The following is a 17,495-nucleotide window of genomic DNA, read 5'->3' as shown; positions in this document are numbered from 1 at the left end:
TAAGTAACAGGGTGTGTACGATCGCGATGGCAATCAGTCATCAGCCAATGTTGATGACTGGAACATTTCTTCTAAAACTTCCCTCACAAGAAATTAAAAATGCGGAATTTTTTGCCTGAGGGAAGAAGCATTACTCGGAATCAGATCGTAAAAGATGCCCCATAAGTCAAGGAGGCTGAATGAACAGAGGGGGGATTAGTAGCTTCAGGTCGTCACTCCCAAGTGATAGCTCCGTCAAGTCTGGAGATATCTGTGTCGGAGTAATAAACGGCGATCCAGTTCTTGAAAAAGTACATTCACAGAACGTTATGGCAAAGCAATGCAGTCTTCCGTGGGATGAAATCAGCGACTTTAACGCATCCGCATCCGCACCAACAATTGAGTCGATCGATGCGTCCACCGTTGTCGCTACTCCTAGCGAAGAGCCAGCTAGCGCTGACTCCGGCTTCCCCTTAAATAAGGGAACCTGCGTTCGCCTCAACATGGAAGACTTGAAATGCTTTGACGTGGTGGAGCGCCAGTTTCAGCAATGGGGTCTCACGTTTAGAAACGCGATCGCTCTCCATCCCTCCAACCCCGCTTTCCCCCCTCGATCTGGCACCACCGTCCTCATGGGTGCCCCTAAAAACGGCTTGATAGAAATTTCCTTTGAGTTTCCGGTTCGCTTTGTCAGTGGCTTTGTCACCAGTTCTCAGCGAACAATTTTATCTGCCTACGACCAGCAAAACCAACTCCTAGGGCGCTCGGAGTTGACAGAGCCAAATCTCGCCGGAACGGATTCCAATATTCCTCCGAACAGTCAGCTGAGCGTCGCAGTAGCAAATATCTATCGGATCACCTTCTACGCTTTTGATGGCTGTCTGACCGTCGATGACTTGAGCTTTGGTTTGTGAGCGGTCATCGGTCATTGGTTCGTAGTCATTGGTCAACTTGCTAAAACGAAGAACGAATGACTACGGGCTACCGGCTAAAGACTAAAAGGTATTACGATAGTGAACTCGTTAGGTATAATCTATCTGACTTAAGCAGGAAACTTTCGTGGCACAGGCGTCGTCTTGGCGACAACAACTCGTAAACCAGATCCAATTGGCTCTGTCGCAGAAACAATTAAAAATGCCAGTCCTCAAGCTGTTTACCCGGTACCCAGGTCAGGGGTCGGGCAGCTGGCTGGTGGTGAGCGCCGTTGTGGTGGTGATGCTGTTCTGGAACTGGAAGCTCCTACTGGCTACCGGCGCTGGTGTGTTGGTAATGTTGCTGGGTTACCTAATGCAGGAGTGGGACTGGCAAGTACACTGGTCGAGCCTGCAACGGTTTTTTAGTGGTTCCAACCGGCAATTAACGCTTGCCGTTGGCAGTGGCGGCATTGCCAGCCTTAGCACCTATATGGCAGTTTCCATCTGGGTAGACTCTGACAGTCCCTGGATTGCTGCCGGTGCAATTCTTCAAGGTCTGGGCACTCTGGCAACCCTGATTCTCTTGCTCTGGCAAATTATTAGCCGTCAACTAAATCGGGATGAAGCTAACCTGAACCATTGGTTAACGGAGCTGACGCAGGTAGACCCCCTGAAGCGTCTGATTGCGGTTCGCCGACTTTGTGCCTTAGTTACAGAGGCTCGGTTAGAGCGGGAGCATCGACGTAGTGTTGCCGAATACTTTCGGCTGATGCTGAATCAAGAACCGGAAGCGGCGATTCGAGATGCGGTTCTCGATGGTCTGCAAGCATTGGAGAGTAACCAGCCGTTAATTAAGGGTAGTCAACCGTTAAAGACACCTGTTGTTTTGAAACGCTCTGTGGCTAAAGTCCGCAGGAAGAATTAAGCAGGGGGCAGCGGAGCCGAGAGACAGGGAAGCGATCGCCCCCCGCCTTAATTTTTGCTTATTAATATCTCTTTTAATTCTCAAACTTGGGTTCCGCTTTCTCCACAGAGGAATCATTGACTCCTAGCGTCAGCTCTAAAGGCGTTTGGGAAGGATATGCCTTGACAACCTCTCGATAGACATCGTAATTCGTCGGCAAGGTAACACTCTGCCCGTTGCTGCGATAAGTAATTTGGTAATTCACATCTCGCAAAATCTCTGGCTGGCTTGCCTTTTCGGCAGGTTGCAGCCGCTGTTCAATTTCATCAAGCGTGGGTCGTGGTGGCAGTGCAGACCACCAAAGTTCCCGTTCGTCGGGGCCAATTACCGCGCCTTCTGGCTTCTCCCCATTGCGGTTGAGTAAGGAAGTAGAGCCAAAAGTTTCGATTCGCTCTTGATTGCGACCCGGATTAGTCGAGTAACCGACTTTCCAAGTTAAAGTTGTCCGGGCGGTTGCTTCATACTGGTTAGTGGTTACGGTGCTGCACCCAGAGAGAGCAAATAAAAGAGAAGCTCCCGCCAGTATGGCAAAACATGGGCTTTGTTGTTTAAATTGACCTTTGAGACTCACCGTCTGTTGACACCCATTAGAAAAACGACATCAAAGAGCAAATGCAGCTAGCTCCGCTATTTCCTATTGTGTACCGAATTCTTCAGCCTGCCTTTCCCCGTTGTCTGTGGTCGGGTACTGGAAATTCACGAGCGATCGCTCTCACGTTTGATGATGGTCCCCATCCCCAATACACTCCCGAACTCTTGAAAGTGCTAGACCACTACGGCATACCCGCCAGCTTTTTTTGGCTGGGTGTTTGCGTTAACCGCGCACCAGCGACTGCGAAAGAAGTCTACCGGCGGGGTCACTGGCTTGGGCTACATGGGTACGATCATCGCGCTTTTCCCAAGCTGAGTCCAGCTGACCTCAAACAAAGTATGGAACAGACACAGCAGGCGATCCAACACGCCTGTCAACTCGATCCACAATTTGTTCGTGACGTTCGACCTCCCAATGGTTTGTTTACACCCCAGACTTTAGATTTATTGCAGCAGTGGAACTATCGACCTGTCATGTGGAGCGTGGTGCCGGAAGACTGGGTACAGCCTGGGGTTAGCGTCGTCGTACAGCGAGTTTTGCGGCAAGTCCAAAATGGTTCGGTCATTGTTTTGCATGATGGCTATTATGGAGGTCAAGATGTGGCTGAAACGACCGCCCAGCTAGTGCCTAAACTATTGCAGCAAGGATATCAATTTGTTACCATCGATGCGCTGTGGCAGCAAAGTCAGTTGACCTCTTTAACCTAAAAGGGAAATATATTGATGTTTTCTCTGTCACATTTTGGCTCTTGTTGATTAGAATGACGGAATAGAATTCAGCCATTTGTCGCAACCCATCGCCCATCAAGCGTCAGTAGGATAGAGTTGCATTTAAGCAAAATGCGAAATTAAGCAATATTTTCTCTAGTTTTGCCTAAACGTTCATTACTGCTTAGTGCTACTCTCCCCAAACCTTTGACGCTTAACTATAGGCTATTTATAGAAAGACAGCGCTCAACTGGCTGGAGGCATCACCAAATCAACCAGCGAGTGTTGCTGGTAAATCCTGTACAAGCTAGTTGAAGGAGATGAGATCGGAGTGGGTGTATCAATTCCAATCGGATTATCCATTGGGAAAAGCCGCCTTGACATTAACTTCATATTTGAAGGTTTAAATAAACCAAAAGCGTGCAAGTTTTGTGAGAAAGGCTACAATCGGAAAGGTTTTGAACACTACCAGCATTAACACCTATTTCAACGCGGTTATCAAACGCTGGCGTTGCACGCAAGCGCATTCTCCCTTTTCTCTCATTGAGCCAGTCAGCAAGCGTTGAAAGCTGGCAAGGTAAACGACTGGCTAACTTGTTTTGTAGATTAACTAACACCATCTTCTGGTCTTTAACTGAAGGAGCATGAGGAATTCGGCATGACCCAGGCCAACGACGTACTCGAAATCATCACTCCGCCTGAGAGCGAGTTGGATCTCTTAATTGATGAAGACGCGGATCAAGACGACTTTGTAGACGTAACGCCCGATGAAGACGAAGGTAAGCCTGGTAAGGTCAGTAGATCCCGTCGTCGGGTGCAAACGAAAAAGAAACACTACACTGAGGATTCGATTCGTCTCTATTTACAAGAAATTGGTCGGATTCGTCTCTTAAGAGCCGATGAAGAAATTGAACTCGCACGCAAGATAGCCGACTTATTAGAATTAGAGCGTTTGCGCGAGCAACTGATCGAAAATCTAGAGCGGGAACCGCAGGATATAGAGTGGGCTGAGGGAGTGCTGAAATCTGAGCGAGTCTGGGAACAACTCGCTACTCAGCTAGGGCGAGAACCCCAACAAGAAGAGTGGTCTAAAGAGGTGAAGAAGCGCCTACCAGCGTTCCGACATCGCCTCTATGTAGGTCGCCGCGCTAAAGACAAAATGGTGCAGTCAAACCTGCGTTTGGTGGTTTCGATTGCCAAAAAATATATGAATCGCGGCTTATCCTTCCAAGACTTGATTCAGGAAGGCAGTCTAGGCTTAATTCGAGCCGCTGAAAAATTTGACCACGAAAAAGGTTACAAATTCTCCACCTATGCAACGTGGTGGATTCGTCAGGCAATCACGAGAGCGATCGCAGATCAATCTCGCACCATTCGACTACCCGTTCACCTGTACGAAACCATTTCTCGGATCAAGAAAACAACGAAGCTTCTATCTCAAGAAATGGGTCGCAAACCCACTGAAGAAGAAATCGCTACTCGTATGGAAATGACCATCGAGAAACTGCGATTCATTGCTAAATCAGCTCAGTTACCCATTTCTCTAGAAACTCCCATCGGTAAAGAAGAAGACTCCCGTCTGGGTGACTTCATCGAAGCAGATGGTGAAACCCCCGAAGATCAAGTTTCTAAAAACCTCCTCCGGGAAGATCTAGAAAGCGTCCTCGACACCCTCAGCCCCCGCGAACGGGATGTGCTGCGTCTGCGCTACGGTTTGGATGATGGACGCATGAAAACTCTTGAAGAAATCGGTCAAATCTTCAACGTTACCCGCGAACGGATTCGTCAAATTGAAGCGAAAGCTCTCCGCAAGTTGCGGCATCCCAATCGCAACAGTATTCTCAAAGAATACATTCGCTAGACAATCCTTTTTAGCGAGATAAATAATAGTAGGGGCGGGTTTCTTTACCTGCCCCTACTATTATTTGGGAAACAAAAAACTGGGAGTTCCTAGATAAACTCCCAGCGAGCTTTTGAAATTGACCAAATTTATAAAATTGAAATATATTACATCAGACCCCAGAAGTGAAGCACGCCTTGACCTGTGGTGAGTTCAATCATCATGGCAATGAAAAAGCCGATCCTGGCAAAACGCCCATTCCAATTTTTAGCTTGGGGCGTAAAGCCAATCTTGGTTGCATCGTTGCGGTCTTGAGTTTGCATAGTCTTAACTCTGTAAAATAAACTTTTGTTACCATCAGTAAAACAATGTAAATAAAGAATTGTAAACGTGCAACAATCTGCTTCGCGAGGCAGATGAATTTTAGCTTTGGTGCGAAAATAAAAAGCACTTGGGCTGGATTTCTGACACTCTCTTCGTTTTGCCAGGGACGACCCCCCAGCACCCCCGCTCTTTAGGAGAATGATATGTTGCTAAACGCCTCACAACCGCTAAGCGATCGCCTAGACGATTACTACCACCAGATCAAGGCTGTCATTCTCAACCGTCAAAATCCGATTACGGGTCTGTTGCCCGCCAGTACTGCAATTAACGCCCACGGCGACTACACCGATGCCTGGGTACGCGACAACGTTTACAGCATTCTCGCCGTTTGGGGATTGGCGCTAGCTTACCGCAAAGTCGATGAAGACAAAGGGCGCACCTACGAGCTAGAACAAAGCGTCGTCAAGCTGATGCGCGGGCTGTTGTTCTGTATGATGCGACAGAGCCACAAAGTTGAGCAATTTAAACAAAGCCAATCCCTCCTAGACTGCCTGCACGCCAAATACAACACCAGCAGCGGTGATGTCGTAGTCGGCGATGACGCTTGGGGACACTTGCAGTTGGATGCGACTTCGCTATTTCTGCTGATGCTGGCTCAGATGACGGCATCGGGGTTACATATCATCTACGCCATTGACGAAGTCAACTTTGTCCAAAATCTGGTCTATTACATTGGCAGAACTTACCGAACCCCCGATTATGGGATTTGGGAGCGAGGAAATAAGATAAACCGGGGGAATCCAGAACTAAATGCCAGTTCGGTCGGGATGGCAAAAGCCGCTTTAGAAGCAATTAGCGGACTGGATTTATTTGGAGTGCGAGGTTCTCAGGCTTCTGTAATTCACGTGCTGCCGGATGAAATTGCTCGCGCCCGCATGACCCTGAAATCCCTGTTACCAAGAGAATCTAGCTCCAAAGAAGTGGATGCGGCTAGCTTAAGCGTCATTAGTTTCCCAGCCTTTGCGGTGGAAAATATGGAGCTGATGGAACGCACTCGACAGAAAATCATCGACAAGCTGGAGGGACGCTACGGGTGCAAACGCTTTTTGCGAGATGGACACCAAACTGTTTTGGAAGATACCAGCCGCTTGCACTACGAACCTTGGGAATTGCAGCAATTTGAGCATATTGAGTGCGAATGGCCTTTATTTTTCACCTACCTGGTTCTGGATGGCTTGTTTCGAGGAGACATGGAACAAGTTAAGGACTATCAAGAGTGCCTGGAGTTTCTGCTGATTGAGCAGGACGGTTTGCGGCTGCTACCGGAGCTTTATTATGTCCCGGCGGAAAAGATTGAGGCGGAGAGACAGAACCCCCACACCCAACCGCGCCTGCCGAATGAAAATATCCCCTTGGTGTGGGCGCAAAGCTTGTACCTGCTAGGAGAAATGCTGAGTGAAAAGTTAATCGCGGTGGGAGATATTGACCCGCTGGGACGGCACCTGAGTGTGGGTCGGGAAGGAAACCCGATGGTACAAATTGCGCTGCTGGCAGAAGATGAAAAGTTACAGGCTGAATTAGCAGTCCACGGCATTGCAACGCAGACGCCGCAACAACTGGAGCCGATTCAGGTGCGTCAAGCAACAGAACTTTCGGCGGTTTATACCCAAATTGGGCGGAACGATAAGCTGGGACTCACGGGCAGACCCGTGCGCCGGTTGCGGACTTTAACAACATCGAGGATTTTTCGCATCCGGAGCGAGACGATTGTCTTCTTACCGTCATTTTTGGATCAACAGCAGTTTTACCTGACCCTTGACTACCATTTCTTAGTTGCTGAAATTCAGAGCGAACTTGCTTATATTCAGCGCAATTGGTTTGAGCTAGGGCGTCCTACGATGACGTTGTTGCTGACCCACGCAATGCTGGAAACCGGCTCAGAGGCGCTTCTAGAACTGATGCAGGAGCTAAAAGATGGTTTATGCAATGGGGTTCGAGTGAAATTGGGGCGGCTGAATCAGCTGATGCTGACATCTGGGACACAACGAATTGATTTTCTACACGACTTTGAGTTTACCCAATCGCCGGTTCAAGATGCCGCGACACGACGGTACTACCTGACCAGCCATCCCGATAAAAATTGGCCGCTGGGTAATACTCAAGAATTTATGCTGGAGTGCGAAACCAATTTGGGGTTATTGCTCTCTAGCCTGCGGGAGTCGGAAAACATCTACGAACAAATCGAGTTGTTGCATACCTTGGTGCGGTTGCAGGGATTGGATTTTGATACCGGCTTTGGAGGTCCAGGACAGCGAGTGACAGTGGCGGATTTGCTGGATGAAGTTTACACCAAGGCAGGCACCAGCGAAGCGTCCCCCCACTGGACGGTGGTACGTCATGCCGCTGGGTTACTGAATAAGGTTGATATTGGCTTATCGGATGCGGTGACGGATATCCTGGTGCGGGGCAAGCAGATTACGGTGGGCAAGGCGTATACTGAGGCGTCGCTGATGGCACGCCCGATGTCTTATACAGAAATTATGGACAAGATCCGCGAGTTCTGTGGGGAGGATATTCGCGATCGCGTCTTCACTCAAGAAATCCTAATTTACCTAGGTCTGCTGATCAAGGGGGAACCTCAGCTATTTGATGGTTTGCTGACGCTGCGGGTGGGATATTTGATCCTGCTATTGACTAGCGAATTAGCGCACGAGTTGCGCCTGACTCAGGATGAAGCTTACGAACACTTGATGCAGTTAAGTCCTTTTGAAGTGAGAATGCGGCTGCGCCAAGTATTGGCTGGGTATGAGGGGATGAATCAAGTGCTGCGTCAGCAAGAATCCTTACACGTCAAACAGCAGGAACAGGAGATTGAGTGGGTGGTGCCGGTGGAACCCGATGAGGAAGAGGCACCCACTGCTGGGGGTTGGTTGCGACAGCGACAACTAGATGGGGCACTCAATCGAGTACCGAAAGATTTTTATCCCAGCGTTTGGAGATTGCTGAAACACTGCAAAGGTGTAGTAATTGGGGATAAGCTAGAGCGTCGCAATCGTTTGGATAGCCATTTGATTTTGTCAGAAATGACGCCAGGGGAAAAGAATTTTGCTCTGCGAATCGAGCATTTACTCAATAAAATACAGGCACCGGAATACCGAAAGGTAAATATTGAGGCATTAATGGAATTGGCAGCGATCGCTCAAGCGAATCCAGAGTTACAAGTAGAAGAATATATTGTGCTAGATGTGCTAATTGGTCATGCCGTACGCTTGGCTTGGTTGGACAAATTTCCAGAACGAGCAGATCGCTATGACGAGTACAAAGCCGCCGCATGGCGTGCTTTTTACGACACTTCTCCCAGAGATTGTGCGAGTTCTATTGTCAAGGCGTTCCGCTTCCTGACTCAATTTGGGCAACGCAGTGCTGCTTAAAGTTGCTTAGATTGAATATTTGAAACGCAAAGGTACGCTAAGGAAAACGCAAAGGTACGCGAAGTTAGATTGATTTCTCTCCGTATCTTTGTGTAAAAAGTAGATATTAGTGTTGAAGTTATATGCTTAATTTTTTTGCTAATTTAATATTTTTAATATTATCGAAGTTGGGAAAGGCAGGCATTGAGAAGATAGCTATTATAGTAAAATTTTACCCCTAGCTACGCTTACCGACTAGCAACGTTTAGGTGAGTTACCAGAATAGCATTGGCAAAAGATTGAGTTAATTTATGTTTCAAGCTACTCGTCGGCGATTAGCTATTTGGTACACGGCTGTTACAGCGGTACTGCTACTGCTATTTGCTACTGGGGTTTATTTGTATGTCCGCAACACACTGATTGAGCGCGTGGATGACACGCTCAATCATGTAGTGGAAGTGGTGCAGCGATCGCTCGTGATTGAAACCGCCCCGAATGGCAGTTCATCCGTCAACGTCGAAGCCAGTTTTCGCAACGATGCAGAAGCCGCTGAAGACGACCACATCGACCTAGAGTGGTTTAGCCCCACAGGTGAATTACTCTGGTCAACTCTCTCCGAACCTTTAGATATTCCCATTCATCTCAACCGCACTGGTGAAACCGTGCCGGTCGTTCGGGCTTCCTGGCAAGGGATATTAGACTCGGAATTTTGGTCTTCGGCCAGGGAGGCAACGAAGGACTCCAAGCTGCTTTTGCGACAGGTGACGCAACGAGTGCAAATGGGGCGTCAGGTACTAGGATATCTGCGGGTCAGCCATCCTTGGTTTGAGGTTGCCAAACCGACTCGCTTGTTGATGGTTGATTTGATTTTTGGCACCGGACTAATGTTGATTTCTGTGGCGACTAGCGGCTGGTGGCTTTCCGGTTTGGCGATGGAACCCGTGAGAGAGTCCTACCAACGGCTTAAACAATTCACCGCTGACGCCTCCCACGAACTGCGGAACCCGATTGCCATGATTCAAACGAATGTGCAGGTGGCGCTGGACGATCCCGACCTGATAGCGGCATCTGGGGCGGCACCTATCCATTACCGACAACAGCTGAAGGTTGTAGAACGGCTTACTAGGCGTTTAGGGCGTTTGGTGGACGATCTGCTATTTCTGGCGCGGCAGGATAGTGGCATGAAACAACGCACTTGGGTTCAAGTTCACCTTGATGCCTTGTTGATGGAGGTGATTGAAGAACAACAGCTAGTCGCTGCGGAGAAAGGTGTCAAGCTATCTCTCGATTTTGGATTGCCAATTTTAAATATGGGAATGATTGAGCAAGAAAATCTCCCCTCTCAAATCCCAAATCCCAAATTTGAAGAGGATGCCTTTGCTATTGAAGGTGACTGGGATCAGCTGGCGCGTCTCTTCACAAATCTGGTTAGTAACGCCCTGCAATACACTCCAGCAGGGGGTAAAGTTGATGTGACATTGCAATGGGTCGATACCATGAATCGCCTCGCCACGAAACGCCACGGGATGCCCCATCTGCAAGTCAGAGTCAGCGACACTGGCATCGGCATTCCAGAGTCGGCACTGCCCCACATTTTCGACCGATTCTATCGAGTCGATCCAGCCAGAACTCATATCGCGGGAAATACAACGGTAACGGGATCTGGATTAGGGTTAGCGATCGCGCAAGCAATTGTTGAAACGCACCAAGGTCACATCCAGATTGAAAGCATTCTCCATCAAGGTACAACCGTTACCGTCACTTTACCGGCAGCCACAGAAGAATATTAGGAAGGACAAATTCATTCATCTTTCATCCCCTTCCTCATCCTTCCGAAGACTCTACTTTAGAAATGCTTCCCCTGGCAGATGCAGGGATCAAGCTTGACCTACTAATTTCTTGAATAGCGGCTAAGGCAATTTAGCCAAATTTAGACCCAAAAGTGGTTTTGAGACTCTCTTTGAGTTTCAATTGCTCTACTCGTTATATACGAGTCCTTTCTTATGGAAAGTTTAGGGCAAAGCGCCACGTTTACTAAATCCAACATTCAAAATATAAGGAGATTCTGATGACAATACCCTTAAGAGAAGATGTTGCCTACATTTTACTCAAAAAAATTCACGAAGGTGACAGCGAACCGGGTAAGCATGAAGTAGCCTTCACGGCGGCAGACTTCGCTGGTAGACAAGTCACAGAAACCGACCTGATGGGGCACTTAGATTATTTAAATCAAAAGCAGTATATCGATGCTGAATTTACTGGCAATGCTTACGCTAATCAGGAAGATACCACGGATGTCGTTAATCCGAAAGAGTTCGACTTCCGCATTGCCAATTCCTACGATCCCTCTGATGGTTTAGCACCTCATCTAATTAAATTTAAAAGTGCCAGACTGACCGAAAAAGGGCAACGCCTGTTGGAAAAAATGGAGGAAAACCCGCCAGCAGCCCTTAAGGAAGGTCCTGTGGTTCCCATTGCCACAAAAGATATGCCCTTCCTAGAGAAAGTGATGTTCAGGGGCGAACTGGAAGATATCTTTGATGCTAGAGATATTAGCGAGGTTGTGTTCCGTACCATGCGGGATATGATGACGAATGAAGCCGCCGATCGGGTGACTTCTGAACTGCATGAACCAGTAGAACCGACAGAAGATAAGGCGCTGCAAAACGAAATTGCTGACTTGTGGCAGGATACCAATCCAATTGTCCATTTCCTTAGCCGGATTCGTCCTCCCCTGATCATTAAGGCTGATACTTTTCTATTCCGGATTCGCCAAGAAGCAGGTTTGCCGCAAGGGGTAGAACCGGAAATGGCAATTAAGGCTGTGTTCTCGGCGACAAAAGATGAATTGTCCGAAGAACGGATTCAGGAAATTGCTGGCTTCTTACCCGACAAAATTAGAGAACTCTGGGAGCAAGCCTAACTTTTTGAAAAAGGCAAAAGTAAAAAGAGCAAATTCTTTACTTTCGCCTTTAACTGACTAGAATTTAAATCTTTTTTTGCTGCCCGACGAGTACCAAATTGCTGAAGTCGGGCAGTATAAATGCTTTTAAAAAACTGAATTAAAGGAGAATCAATCATGATTCACAAACATCAGCCAATCAAAAAAACACTAGCGTTAGCAGGCGCGATTTGCGGGAGTTTGCTCTTTGGCTTACCAGCGCTGGCTCAGATGAACTCGGCTCCAGGGGAGATCGACCAACCGCGCGATACTCGCGATCGCCTGATGCAACCACCCGCAAGTGGAGAGGGCATGATGCAACCACCGGCCAGTGGCGATCGCATGATGCAACCACCGGCCAGTGGCGATCGCATGATGCAAAATAACTCCACTCCCAGCAATGTCAACCAATTGCAGAATAACGCTCAGGGTGCTTCGCCGCTAAATCCTTGTCCTAGCATTTTCTACGAATCTAGATACATTCAAGCGGGCATTCGTCCTCCCGCAGGTTGCCCAGCCGCTCCGCCACTCCAGCCAGGTTCTGCGACTGAGACAACATCCCCAGCGCCGCCAAGACCGGGCGCTGAGACGGCACCGCCGACACAACCGGGTGCTGTGATTCAAGCACCAGCCCCGGAACAGCTACAATCTCCCGCTTCTAACGTGATGCCCATGAATGGGATGGTGAATGTCAGGCTGATCAACCAAACCGGCGATCCCATTACTTACCAGGTGCTGGGCGATACCAATCAGCGAAGACTACCGGGTAGAGATAATATTACGCTCCAAGGCTTGAAAACCCCTGTAAATCTGACCTTTCAACGTCCGAATGGGGCACTGTTGAGAGTTGTTCCCCAAACATCAGGCGAACAAGGAATGTTAGAGGTGGTTTTGGAAGAAACAACGGATCTCAGTGTTGACAAAAATGCCATGACTATTCAGGAAAACGGGAATGTCTTGCTGAACTAACTGTTTCCATCTTTCTGACCCGGAGCGTAGAGATGCAAAGCTTTGCATCTCTACGCTGGTATTTTGATTCAAGCGCTTTATCTAATCCGAATTTGAGCCAAATTGTTGAGCAAAAGTGCTTCTTCCTGCTCATCCCCAAGGGTACGCGCCAAAACGATCGCTCGTTGGTAGAAGGTCCGCGCCGTTACTGGGTTGCCACTGACCTGATAAAGTTGGGCAAATAACCTGAGCGATTCTAGTTCTTGCCGCAAATTTTGCGATTCCTGAGCCAAGGTTAAGCGGCGATCAAGCAGTTCAAAACCCTCCTGATACTGCCTAAGCTTGCTGTAGACGACTAGCAGACCATCAATCGCTCGATATTGAGTTGAGCGATCGCGTGTTTGCCGACCCAATCTCAGTGCCCCACGGTATGAAATCTGGGCATCCCGATATTGATTGAGTGCCAGATAAGCATCTCCCAAATTATTCACTGTATTCGCCTCGCCCAGCGGGTCTTTCCCCCGACGCCGAAAAATCAAGGCTTCTTCGTAACGTTTAATCGCTTGCAAATAATCGCCGCTATTTGCCGCCGCCAATCCTAGATTACTTAGCGACAGTCCTTCCCCGGCTTGGCTGTTGATACTTTGGGCAATTCTCAGCGCTTCAGAAAAGCTTGCTGAAGCCGCCTGTACGGCACCTCGTTGCAGCAAAACGGTGCCGACGTTATTTAAGCCATAAATCTGCCCCTGGAAGTCTGGTTCGTCGCGGGCAACCGCCAACCGGCGTCGCAGAGCATCTTCCGCCTCAAAGTAGCGTCCCAAGCGGGCGTAAGTAAGACCTAAATAATCGTATGTCTGACCGATTGCCCGCCGATCGCCTATTTGTTGGTAAATATCCAGTGCTTGTATCCAGTAGGGAATTGCTTTTGCCAGGTTCCCTCTCTGTTTCTCCTGTGCGCCCAATCGCAGCAGTCGGTCAGCATCTTCCCTCGCATATCCTTGGGTGCCATTGTTCAAGGGGATACTGAGTTGTTGGTCAATACTAACGGCTTTGGCACTGCTCGGCAAGTAAAAAGTAAACAGTAAAAAGATAAAAGAAACAGAAAAGACTCTCAATTTATTAGCATTGTTCTCTTTTATTTTTTGTGCCCTATTTTTGCCTAGTTTAGCGAATGCTGCAAACAACCACCCTCGCTCCTCATAACTCATAGCTAATCGCTCCACTTGCCTCTTGCTTCTCACCTTTTTGTTGCTTAGCTGCTCCTACCAGATAAATTGTGCGAATATCCTCTGGTAAAGAAGCTTCTAACAGTTGATACCCTTCTTGGAGCTTGACTTGAACCTGTGCGGGAGAAATTGTTTCTCCCTCTGCCTGGAGATAAGCGGCAATCCGCGTATGACTCCAGTTAAAGGTCTGCGCCATCAGCACCATCAATCGCAGCATCGGCGGGAATCGCTCCAACGCTTGTTCGACATAACACCACAGGGGCGGGGAAGCCGCTTGTAGGTTGTAATGAATTGACTCCACGGGCGGCAATTCTGCCTGGTTGATACATACAGCAGTAATGTTGATCAGCCAGTTCTGGAACGTTAGCATCCCAGTCCCGCTAACATCGCGCAAATCCAGTCCGCCTAGCTCAAAGTAGATGTGCCGCCAGGTGAGGGCGAAGAGGTAGTCTGCTTGTACAGGCGATCGCGCCAAATGCTGAATCAGGGTATAAACAATCGGACTATAGCGACTGAAAAGCGCTACGAAGAAGCGCCCCTGCTCCGGATGGCGCTGAAACAAAGTCAGTAATTCCTGATCGCTGTAATGAAACAGCGATTTGACAATCGGATGATTGCTTTCAGGGAAATGAGGAATTTGCACGATTTTGAATCACTTACTGGAGTCATTCTATCCAGGAACGATCCCTAATATATCTAGTGTTTTCAGGAATGGAAATGATACTTGTATTTTTAGTCGGTGGGAAGAGTGCCAATCGCCCTTTATTTTTTTAGCTGCTTTGATCGCTTCAGTGCGATGAATGGAGTAGCGATCGCGCTCAACAAACTCGCATCCTTCTGATTATCTTTCTCATTTTGTAAAGGCAAAATACCCGACTTCATAGAGAAATCGGGTATCTGAAATCGTAGCGATCGCCTTGTCTCAGTATCGAGCTAGATGACTTGCTGCGTCAGTTTTATTAACTTCGGCAGACTTGCAGAGTATTTTAGAGACTCGTTTAAGCTTGATAGAATTAAATAGCGCTCTTGACTGGTTTACAGTCAAAGTGTTATGTGCAACCGTAAGTTTAGTTTTCAATAGAGTTCTTCAAGCCTTGTAGGTTCATGGTTCTAGCAGCAATTGATACGATTTCTCTTCTGCCTCAGCTCGTTCATTTAGGTGCTTTTTTCCCTGAATTACCTCTAGATGGTCTCTTGTCTACTCAAGGCATCATGGTGATGCTCTTGGCAGCCTACGCTGGTGCTATGTGGATGTTTCTCACCAGCGCCCCAAAAGTCCATACCGTCATGGTGTCCGATTTAGACACGGCGCGACAGTTTTATGAAGGCTTGTTAGATTTGCCAGTCGCAGAAGTGCCGCTGCACTACTACTACAACTACGAGCAAACGTTGGGAGCTACTGCCATCGATCCGCTTTATCTCTCACCCACGTTGGGAGGAAGCACTGCTACCCAAAAGCTGAATGGTACGGAAGGTTTATGGTATCAGCTCAAGAAGAACACCCAACTGCACGTAATTTCTGGAGCCAGTTTGGGGAAGAAAAACCAGCAGCGCCACGTTTGTTTTGACCACGATTGTTTAGAAATGGTGCTGATGCGGGTACAAATGCGGGGCGTCAAGCACAAAATTCGCCGCGACAAACCATTGAATTTTTTGGTAAAAGATTTGGACGGTCGCGTGATTGAAATGGCAGAAGTGTCGAATTAGCGATATTGACCTCTTTCCAACCCTGCCTATTTCTCCCTAACCCTCCCCTTGTAGGGGTTACTGTGTATACACAAGTCGGCAGACCTCTCCCCAAACCCCTCTCCGACACGGAGAGGGGCTTTGAATATTGCTCCCCTTCCCTCGTAGGGAAGGGGTTGGGGGTTAGGTCTGGGAGCGTGGGAGAGAAAAACAAGTCACTTGTGTATACACGGTAGCTTGTAGGGAAGGGAAAAGGAAAAATGTTTGTTACTGGGAAAGAAAAGGAAGAAATTTTTGGGTTGTTGGGTTCTTTTTAATTCTCCCCTTCCTTAGTAGGGAAGGGGCAGGGGTTAGGTTGATTCTGGGGTAGCGTCGGATTTTTCGGGTTTGAGGAGAGGGAAAGCGATCGCATCCCGAATGCTGGCACAATCGGTTAGCAGCATCACTAAGCGGTCAATTCCAATCCCTAAACCACCTGTCGGCGGCATTCCATACTCCAGCGCTGTCAGGAAATCTTCATCAACGCCTTGCGCTTCCAAATCTCCCGCCGCCTTCCGCGCCGCTTGAGCTTCCAGTCGTTGTCGCTGGTCGATAGGATCGGTTAATTCTGAGAAACTATTCGCCGTCTCCCGTCCCACAATAAATAGCTCAAATCGCTCCACCAATCCTGGTTTCGAGCGGTGCGGCTTAGCCAGGGGCGAAATTTCCACCGGATAATCCAGCACAAACGTCGGCTGAATCAGATTCGGTTCGCATTTTTGCTCAAAGGCTTCGTTAAGAATTTTGCCAATCGATTTGCATTCTTGTGCGCCTCCGATACCTGCCTCACTTGCTGCTGTTTTCGCGGCTTCCAGCGTTGGGAAAGTGGTAAAATCTAAGCCTGTTTGCTCCTTCACTAAGTCGTGCATGGTCACGCGACGCCAAGGCGGTGTTAAGTTAATCGGCTCGCCTTGATAAGTAATTTCCAGCGTCCCCAGCACCTCTTGCGCCACGGTGGTAATAATTCCCTCCGTCAGCGCCATCATGTCCTGATAGTCGGCGTAGGCTTGATAAACCTCAATCGTGGTGAATTCGGGATTGTGGCGAGTGGAAATCCCTTCATTCCGGAAAATCCGCCCCAATTCAAACACCTTCTCAAATCCACCCACAATTAGCCGCTTTAGATGGAGTTCTGTGGCAATCCGCAGATACAACTCCATATCCAGCGTGTTGTGATAGGTGACGAAGGGACGCGCATCCGCACCACCAGCTTCTCCTTGTAACACTGGCGTTTCAATTTCAATAAAGCCGAGTTTATCCAAATAGCGGCGAATTCCGGCGGTAATCAGAGCGCGGCGGCGGAAGGTTTCCCGCACTTCCGGATTGACAATCAAATCCACGTAACGCTGACGGTAGCGCTTGGCGACATCCGTCAATCCATGCCACTTATCCGGTAAAGGCAGCAGCGACTTGGTGAGAATCGCGTACTGCTTGACGTAAACCGATAGCTCACCCTTTTCCGTGCGTTTAACTGTCCCCTTGGCTCCCAGAATATCCCCGGCATCCGTTAGATCCTTTAGGTGTTTAAAGGCATCCGGGACATCCGCCATTCCTTCATCGATTCTTTTCTTCTCTAAATACAGCTGAATCGAGCCAGTTTCGTCTTGCAAGGTAAAGAAGGCAAGTTTGCCGAAGACGCGACGCGCCATAATGCGTCCAGCAATGGCGACTTCTACCTCAACTTCTTCACCGCTGGGCAAATCTGCGTATTTTTCCTGCAATTGAGCCGCATGGTGGCTGGATTCCCACTGGTAAGCGTAGGGATTCATTCCCCGTTGCTTGAGCTGTTCGACTTTCTCTAACCGCGTGGCGCGGATATCATCTGAGGACATGGTAAGGAACTTTTAGGGGCAATCTTTGATTTTAGATGCTCTAGGCAAGTCTGTTAACTATTGTGACTTCTTTTTGCGGTGGAGGATGGAGGG

The 17,495-nt window shown here is 48.5% G+C and carries 14 protein-coding genes; 9 read left to right on the top strand and 5 right to left on the bottom strand.

What is annotated here, in order from left to right; translation table 11 throughout:
* Positions 1-308: 308 nt before the first annotated feature.
* Positions 309-893 (top strand): hypothetical protein, encoded by a 585-nt coding sequence (locus tag H6F52_RS06795; RefSeq protein ID WP_190533049.1) that lies wholly within the window; start codon positions 309-311, stop codon positions 891-893.
* A gap of 145 nt (positions 894-1,038) precedes the next feature.
* A complete protein-coding gene (locus H6F52_RS06790) occupies positions 1,039-1,818 on the top strand; it encodes a hypothetical protein (protein WP_190533046.1) in 780 nt (259 codons plus the stop codon).
* 73 nt (positions 1,819-1,891) lie between these two features.
* Here H6F52_RS06790 and H6F52_RS06785 read toward each other — a convergent pair whose 3' ends face one another.
* Positions 1,892-2,380 carry a hypothetical protein gene (locus tag H6F52_RS06785; RefSeq protein WP_190413766.1) on the bottom strand — a complete coding sequence of 163 codons (489 nt, stop codon included), beginning with the start codon at positions 2,378-2,380 and terminating at the stop codon, positions 1,892-1,894.
* A gap of 89 nt (positions 2,381-2,469) precedes the next feature.
* On the opposite strand from H6F52_RS06785, the gene H6F52_RS06780 reads away from it, so the two are divergent.
* On the top strand, positions 2,470-3,156 hold the full coding sequence (locus H6F52_RS06780) for a polysaccharide deacetylase family protein (RefSeq protein ID WP_190533044.1): 687 nt from the start codon (positions 2,470-2,472) through the stop codon (positions 3,154-3,156).
* A 658-nt stretch (positions 3,157-3,814) separates the two neighbouring features.
* On the top strand, positions 3,815-5,017 hold the full coding sequence (gene rpoD, locus H6F52_RS06775; RefSeq protein ID WP_190413446.1) for an RNA polymerase sigma factor RpoD: 1,203 nt from the start codon (positions 3,815-3,817) through the stop codon (positions 5,015-5,017).
* A 146-nt stretch (positions 5,018-5,163) separates the two neighbouring features.
* Here rpoD and H6F52_RS06770 read toward each other — a convergent pair whose 3' ends face one another.
* On the bottom strand, positions 5,164-5,319 hold the full coding sequence (locus H6F52_RS06770) for a chlorophyll A-B binding protein (protein ID WP_190533041.1): 156 nt from the start codon (positions 5,317-5,319) through the stop codon (positions 5,164-5,166).
* A gap of 204 nt (positions 5,320-5,523) precedes the next feature.
* Between H6F52_RS06770 and H6F52_RS06765 the strand changes: the two genes are divergently transcribed.
* The 4 genes from H6F52_RS06765 to H6F52_RS06750 all read left to right on the top strand — a co-directional run bounded on the left by H6F52_RS06765 (position 5,524) and on the right by H6F52_RS06750 (position 12,640).
* Entirely contained in the window at positions 5,524-8,751 is a 3,228-nt protein-coding gene (locus H6F52_RS06765; RefSeq protein ID WP_190533038.1) for a glycoside hydrolase family 15 protein, read from the top strand.
* 290 nt (positions 8,752-9,041) lie between these two features.
* Complete coding sequence (locus tag H6F52_RS06760; protein ID WP_190533036.1) at positions 9,042-10,520, top strand: HAMP domain-containing sensor histidine kinase; 1,479 nt, start codon at positions 9,042-9,044, stop codon at positions 10,518-10,520.
* A gap of 278 nt (positions 10,521-10,798) precedes the next feature.
* Positions 10,799-11,653: a DUF2267 domain-containing protein gene (locus H6F52_RS06755; RefSeq protein WP_190413454.1), complete on the top strand. Its 855-nt coding sequence runs from the start codon at positions 10,799-10,801 to the stop codon at positions 11,651-11,653.
* Positions 11,654-11,809: 156 nt separating this feature from the next.
* Entirely contained in the window at positions 11,810-12,640 is an 831-nt protein-coding gene (locus tag H6F52_RS06750; RefSeq protein ID WP_190413456.1) for a hypothetical protein, read from the top strand.
* 77 nt (positions 12,641-12,717) lie between these two features.
* On the opposite strand, the gene H6F52_RS06745 is transcribed toward H6F52_RS06750, so the two are convergent.
* Together H6F52_RS06745 and H6F52_RS06740 are read right to left on the bottom strand one after the other, a co-directional pair.
* Entirely contained in the window at positions 12,718-13,827 is a 1,110-nt protein-coding gene (locus H6F52_RS06745) for a tetratricopeptide repeat protein (RefSeq protein ID WP_190533033.1), read from the bottom strand.
* Entirely contained in the window at positions 13,817-14,488 is a 672-nt protein-coding gene (locus H6F52_RS06740) for a sigma-70 family RNA polymerase sigma factor (protein WP_190413460.1), read from the bottom strand. The genes H6F52_RS06745 and H6F52_RS06740 overlap by 11 nt, the downstream gene beginning before the upstream one ends.
* A gap of 461 nt (positions 14,489-14,949) precedes the next feature.
* On the opposite strand from H6F52_RS06740, the gene H6F52_RS06735 reads away from it, so the two are divergent.
* On the top strand, positions 14,950-15,552 hold the full coding sequence (locus H6F52_RS06735) for a glyoxalase-like domain protein (protein WP_190413462.1): 603 nt from the start codon (positions 14,950-14,952) through the stop codon (positions 15,550-15,552).
* Positions 15,553-15,881: 329 nt separating this feature from the next.
* On the opposite strand, the gene lysS is transcribed toward H6F52_RS06735, so the two are convergent.
* A complete protein-coding gene (lysS, locus tag H6F52_RS06730) occupies positions 15,882-17,402 on the bottom strand; it encodes a lysine--tRNA ligase (protein ID WP_190533030.1) in 1,521 nt (506 codons plus the stop codon).
* Positions 17,403-17,495 lie beyond the last annotated feature (93 nt).

Origin of the sequence: Coleofasciculus sp. FACHB-542 (genome assembly GCF_014695825.1) — a bacterium.
Taxonomy (GTDB): Bacteria; Cyanobacteriota; Cyanobacteriia; order Cyanobacteriales; family FACHB-T130; genus FACHB-T130.
This window is presented reverse-complemented; position numbering and strand designations above follow the sequence as displayed.

What these genes read in the sequence shown, in the direction of transcription:
- H6F52_RS06745 (WP_190533033.1), bottom strand. Translation starts at nt 13,827, where the DNA reads ATGAGTTATGAGGAGCGAGGGTGGTTGTTTGCAGCATTCGCTAAACTA.
- H6F52_RS06755 (WP_190413454.1), top strand. Translation starts at nt 10,799, where the DNA reads ATGACAATACCCTTAAGAGAAGATGTTGCCTACATTTTACTCAAAAAA.
- H6F52_RS06770 (WP_190533041.1), bottom strand. Translation starts at nt 5,319, where the DNA reads ATGCAAACTCAAGACCGCAACGATGCAACCAAGATTGGCTTTACGCCC.
- H6F52_RS06765 (WP_190533038.1), top strand. Translation starts at nt 5,524, where the DNA reads ATGTTGCTAAACGCCTCACAACCGCTAAGCGATCGCCTAGACGATTAC.
- H6F52_RS06780 (WP_190533044.1), top strand. Translation starts at nt 2,470, where the DNA reads ATGCAGCTAGCTCCGCTATTTCCTATTGTGTACCGAATTCTTCAGCCT.
- H6F52_RS06735 (WP_190413462.1), top strand. Translation starts at nt 14,950, where the DNA reads ATGGTTCTAGCAGCAATTGATACGATTTCTCTTCTGCCTCAGCTCGTT.
- lysS (WP_190533030.1), bottom strand. Translation starts at nt 17,402, where the DNA reads ATGTCCTCAGATGATATCCGCGCCACGCGGTTAGAGAAAGTCGAACAG.
- rpoD (WP_190413446.1), top strand. Translation starts at nt 3,815, where the DNA reads ATGACCCAGGCCAACGACGTACTCGAAATCATCACTCCGCCTGAGAGC.
- H6F52_RS06750 (WP_190413456.1), top strand. Translation starts at nt 11,810, where the DNA reads ATGATTCACAAACATCAGCCAATCAAAAAAACACTAGCGTTAGCAGGC.
- H6F52_RS06795 (WP_190533049.1), top strand. Translation starts at nt 309, where the DNA reads ATGGCAAAGCAATGCAGTCTTCCGTGGGATGAAATCAGCGACTTTAAC.
- H6F52_RS06760 (WP_190533036.1), top strand. Translation starts at nt 9,042, where the DNA reads ATGTTTCAAGCTACTCGTCGGCGATTAGCTATTTGGTACACGGCTGTT.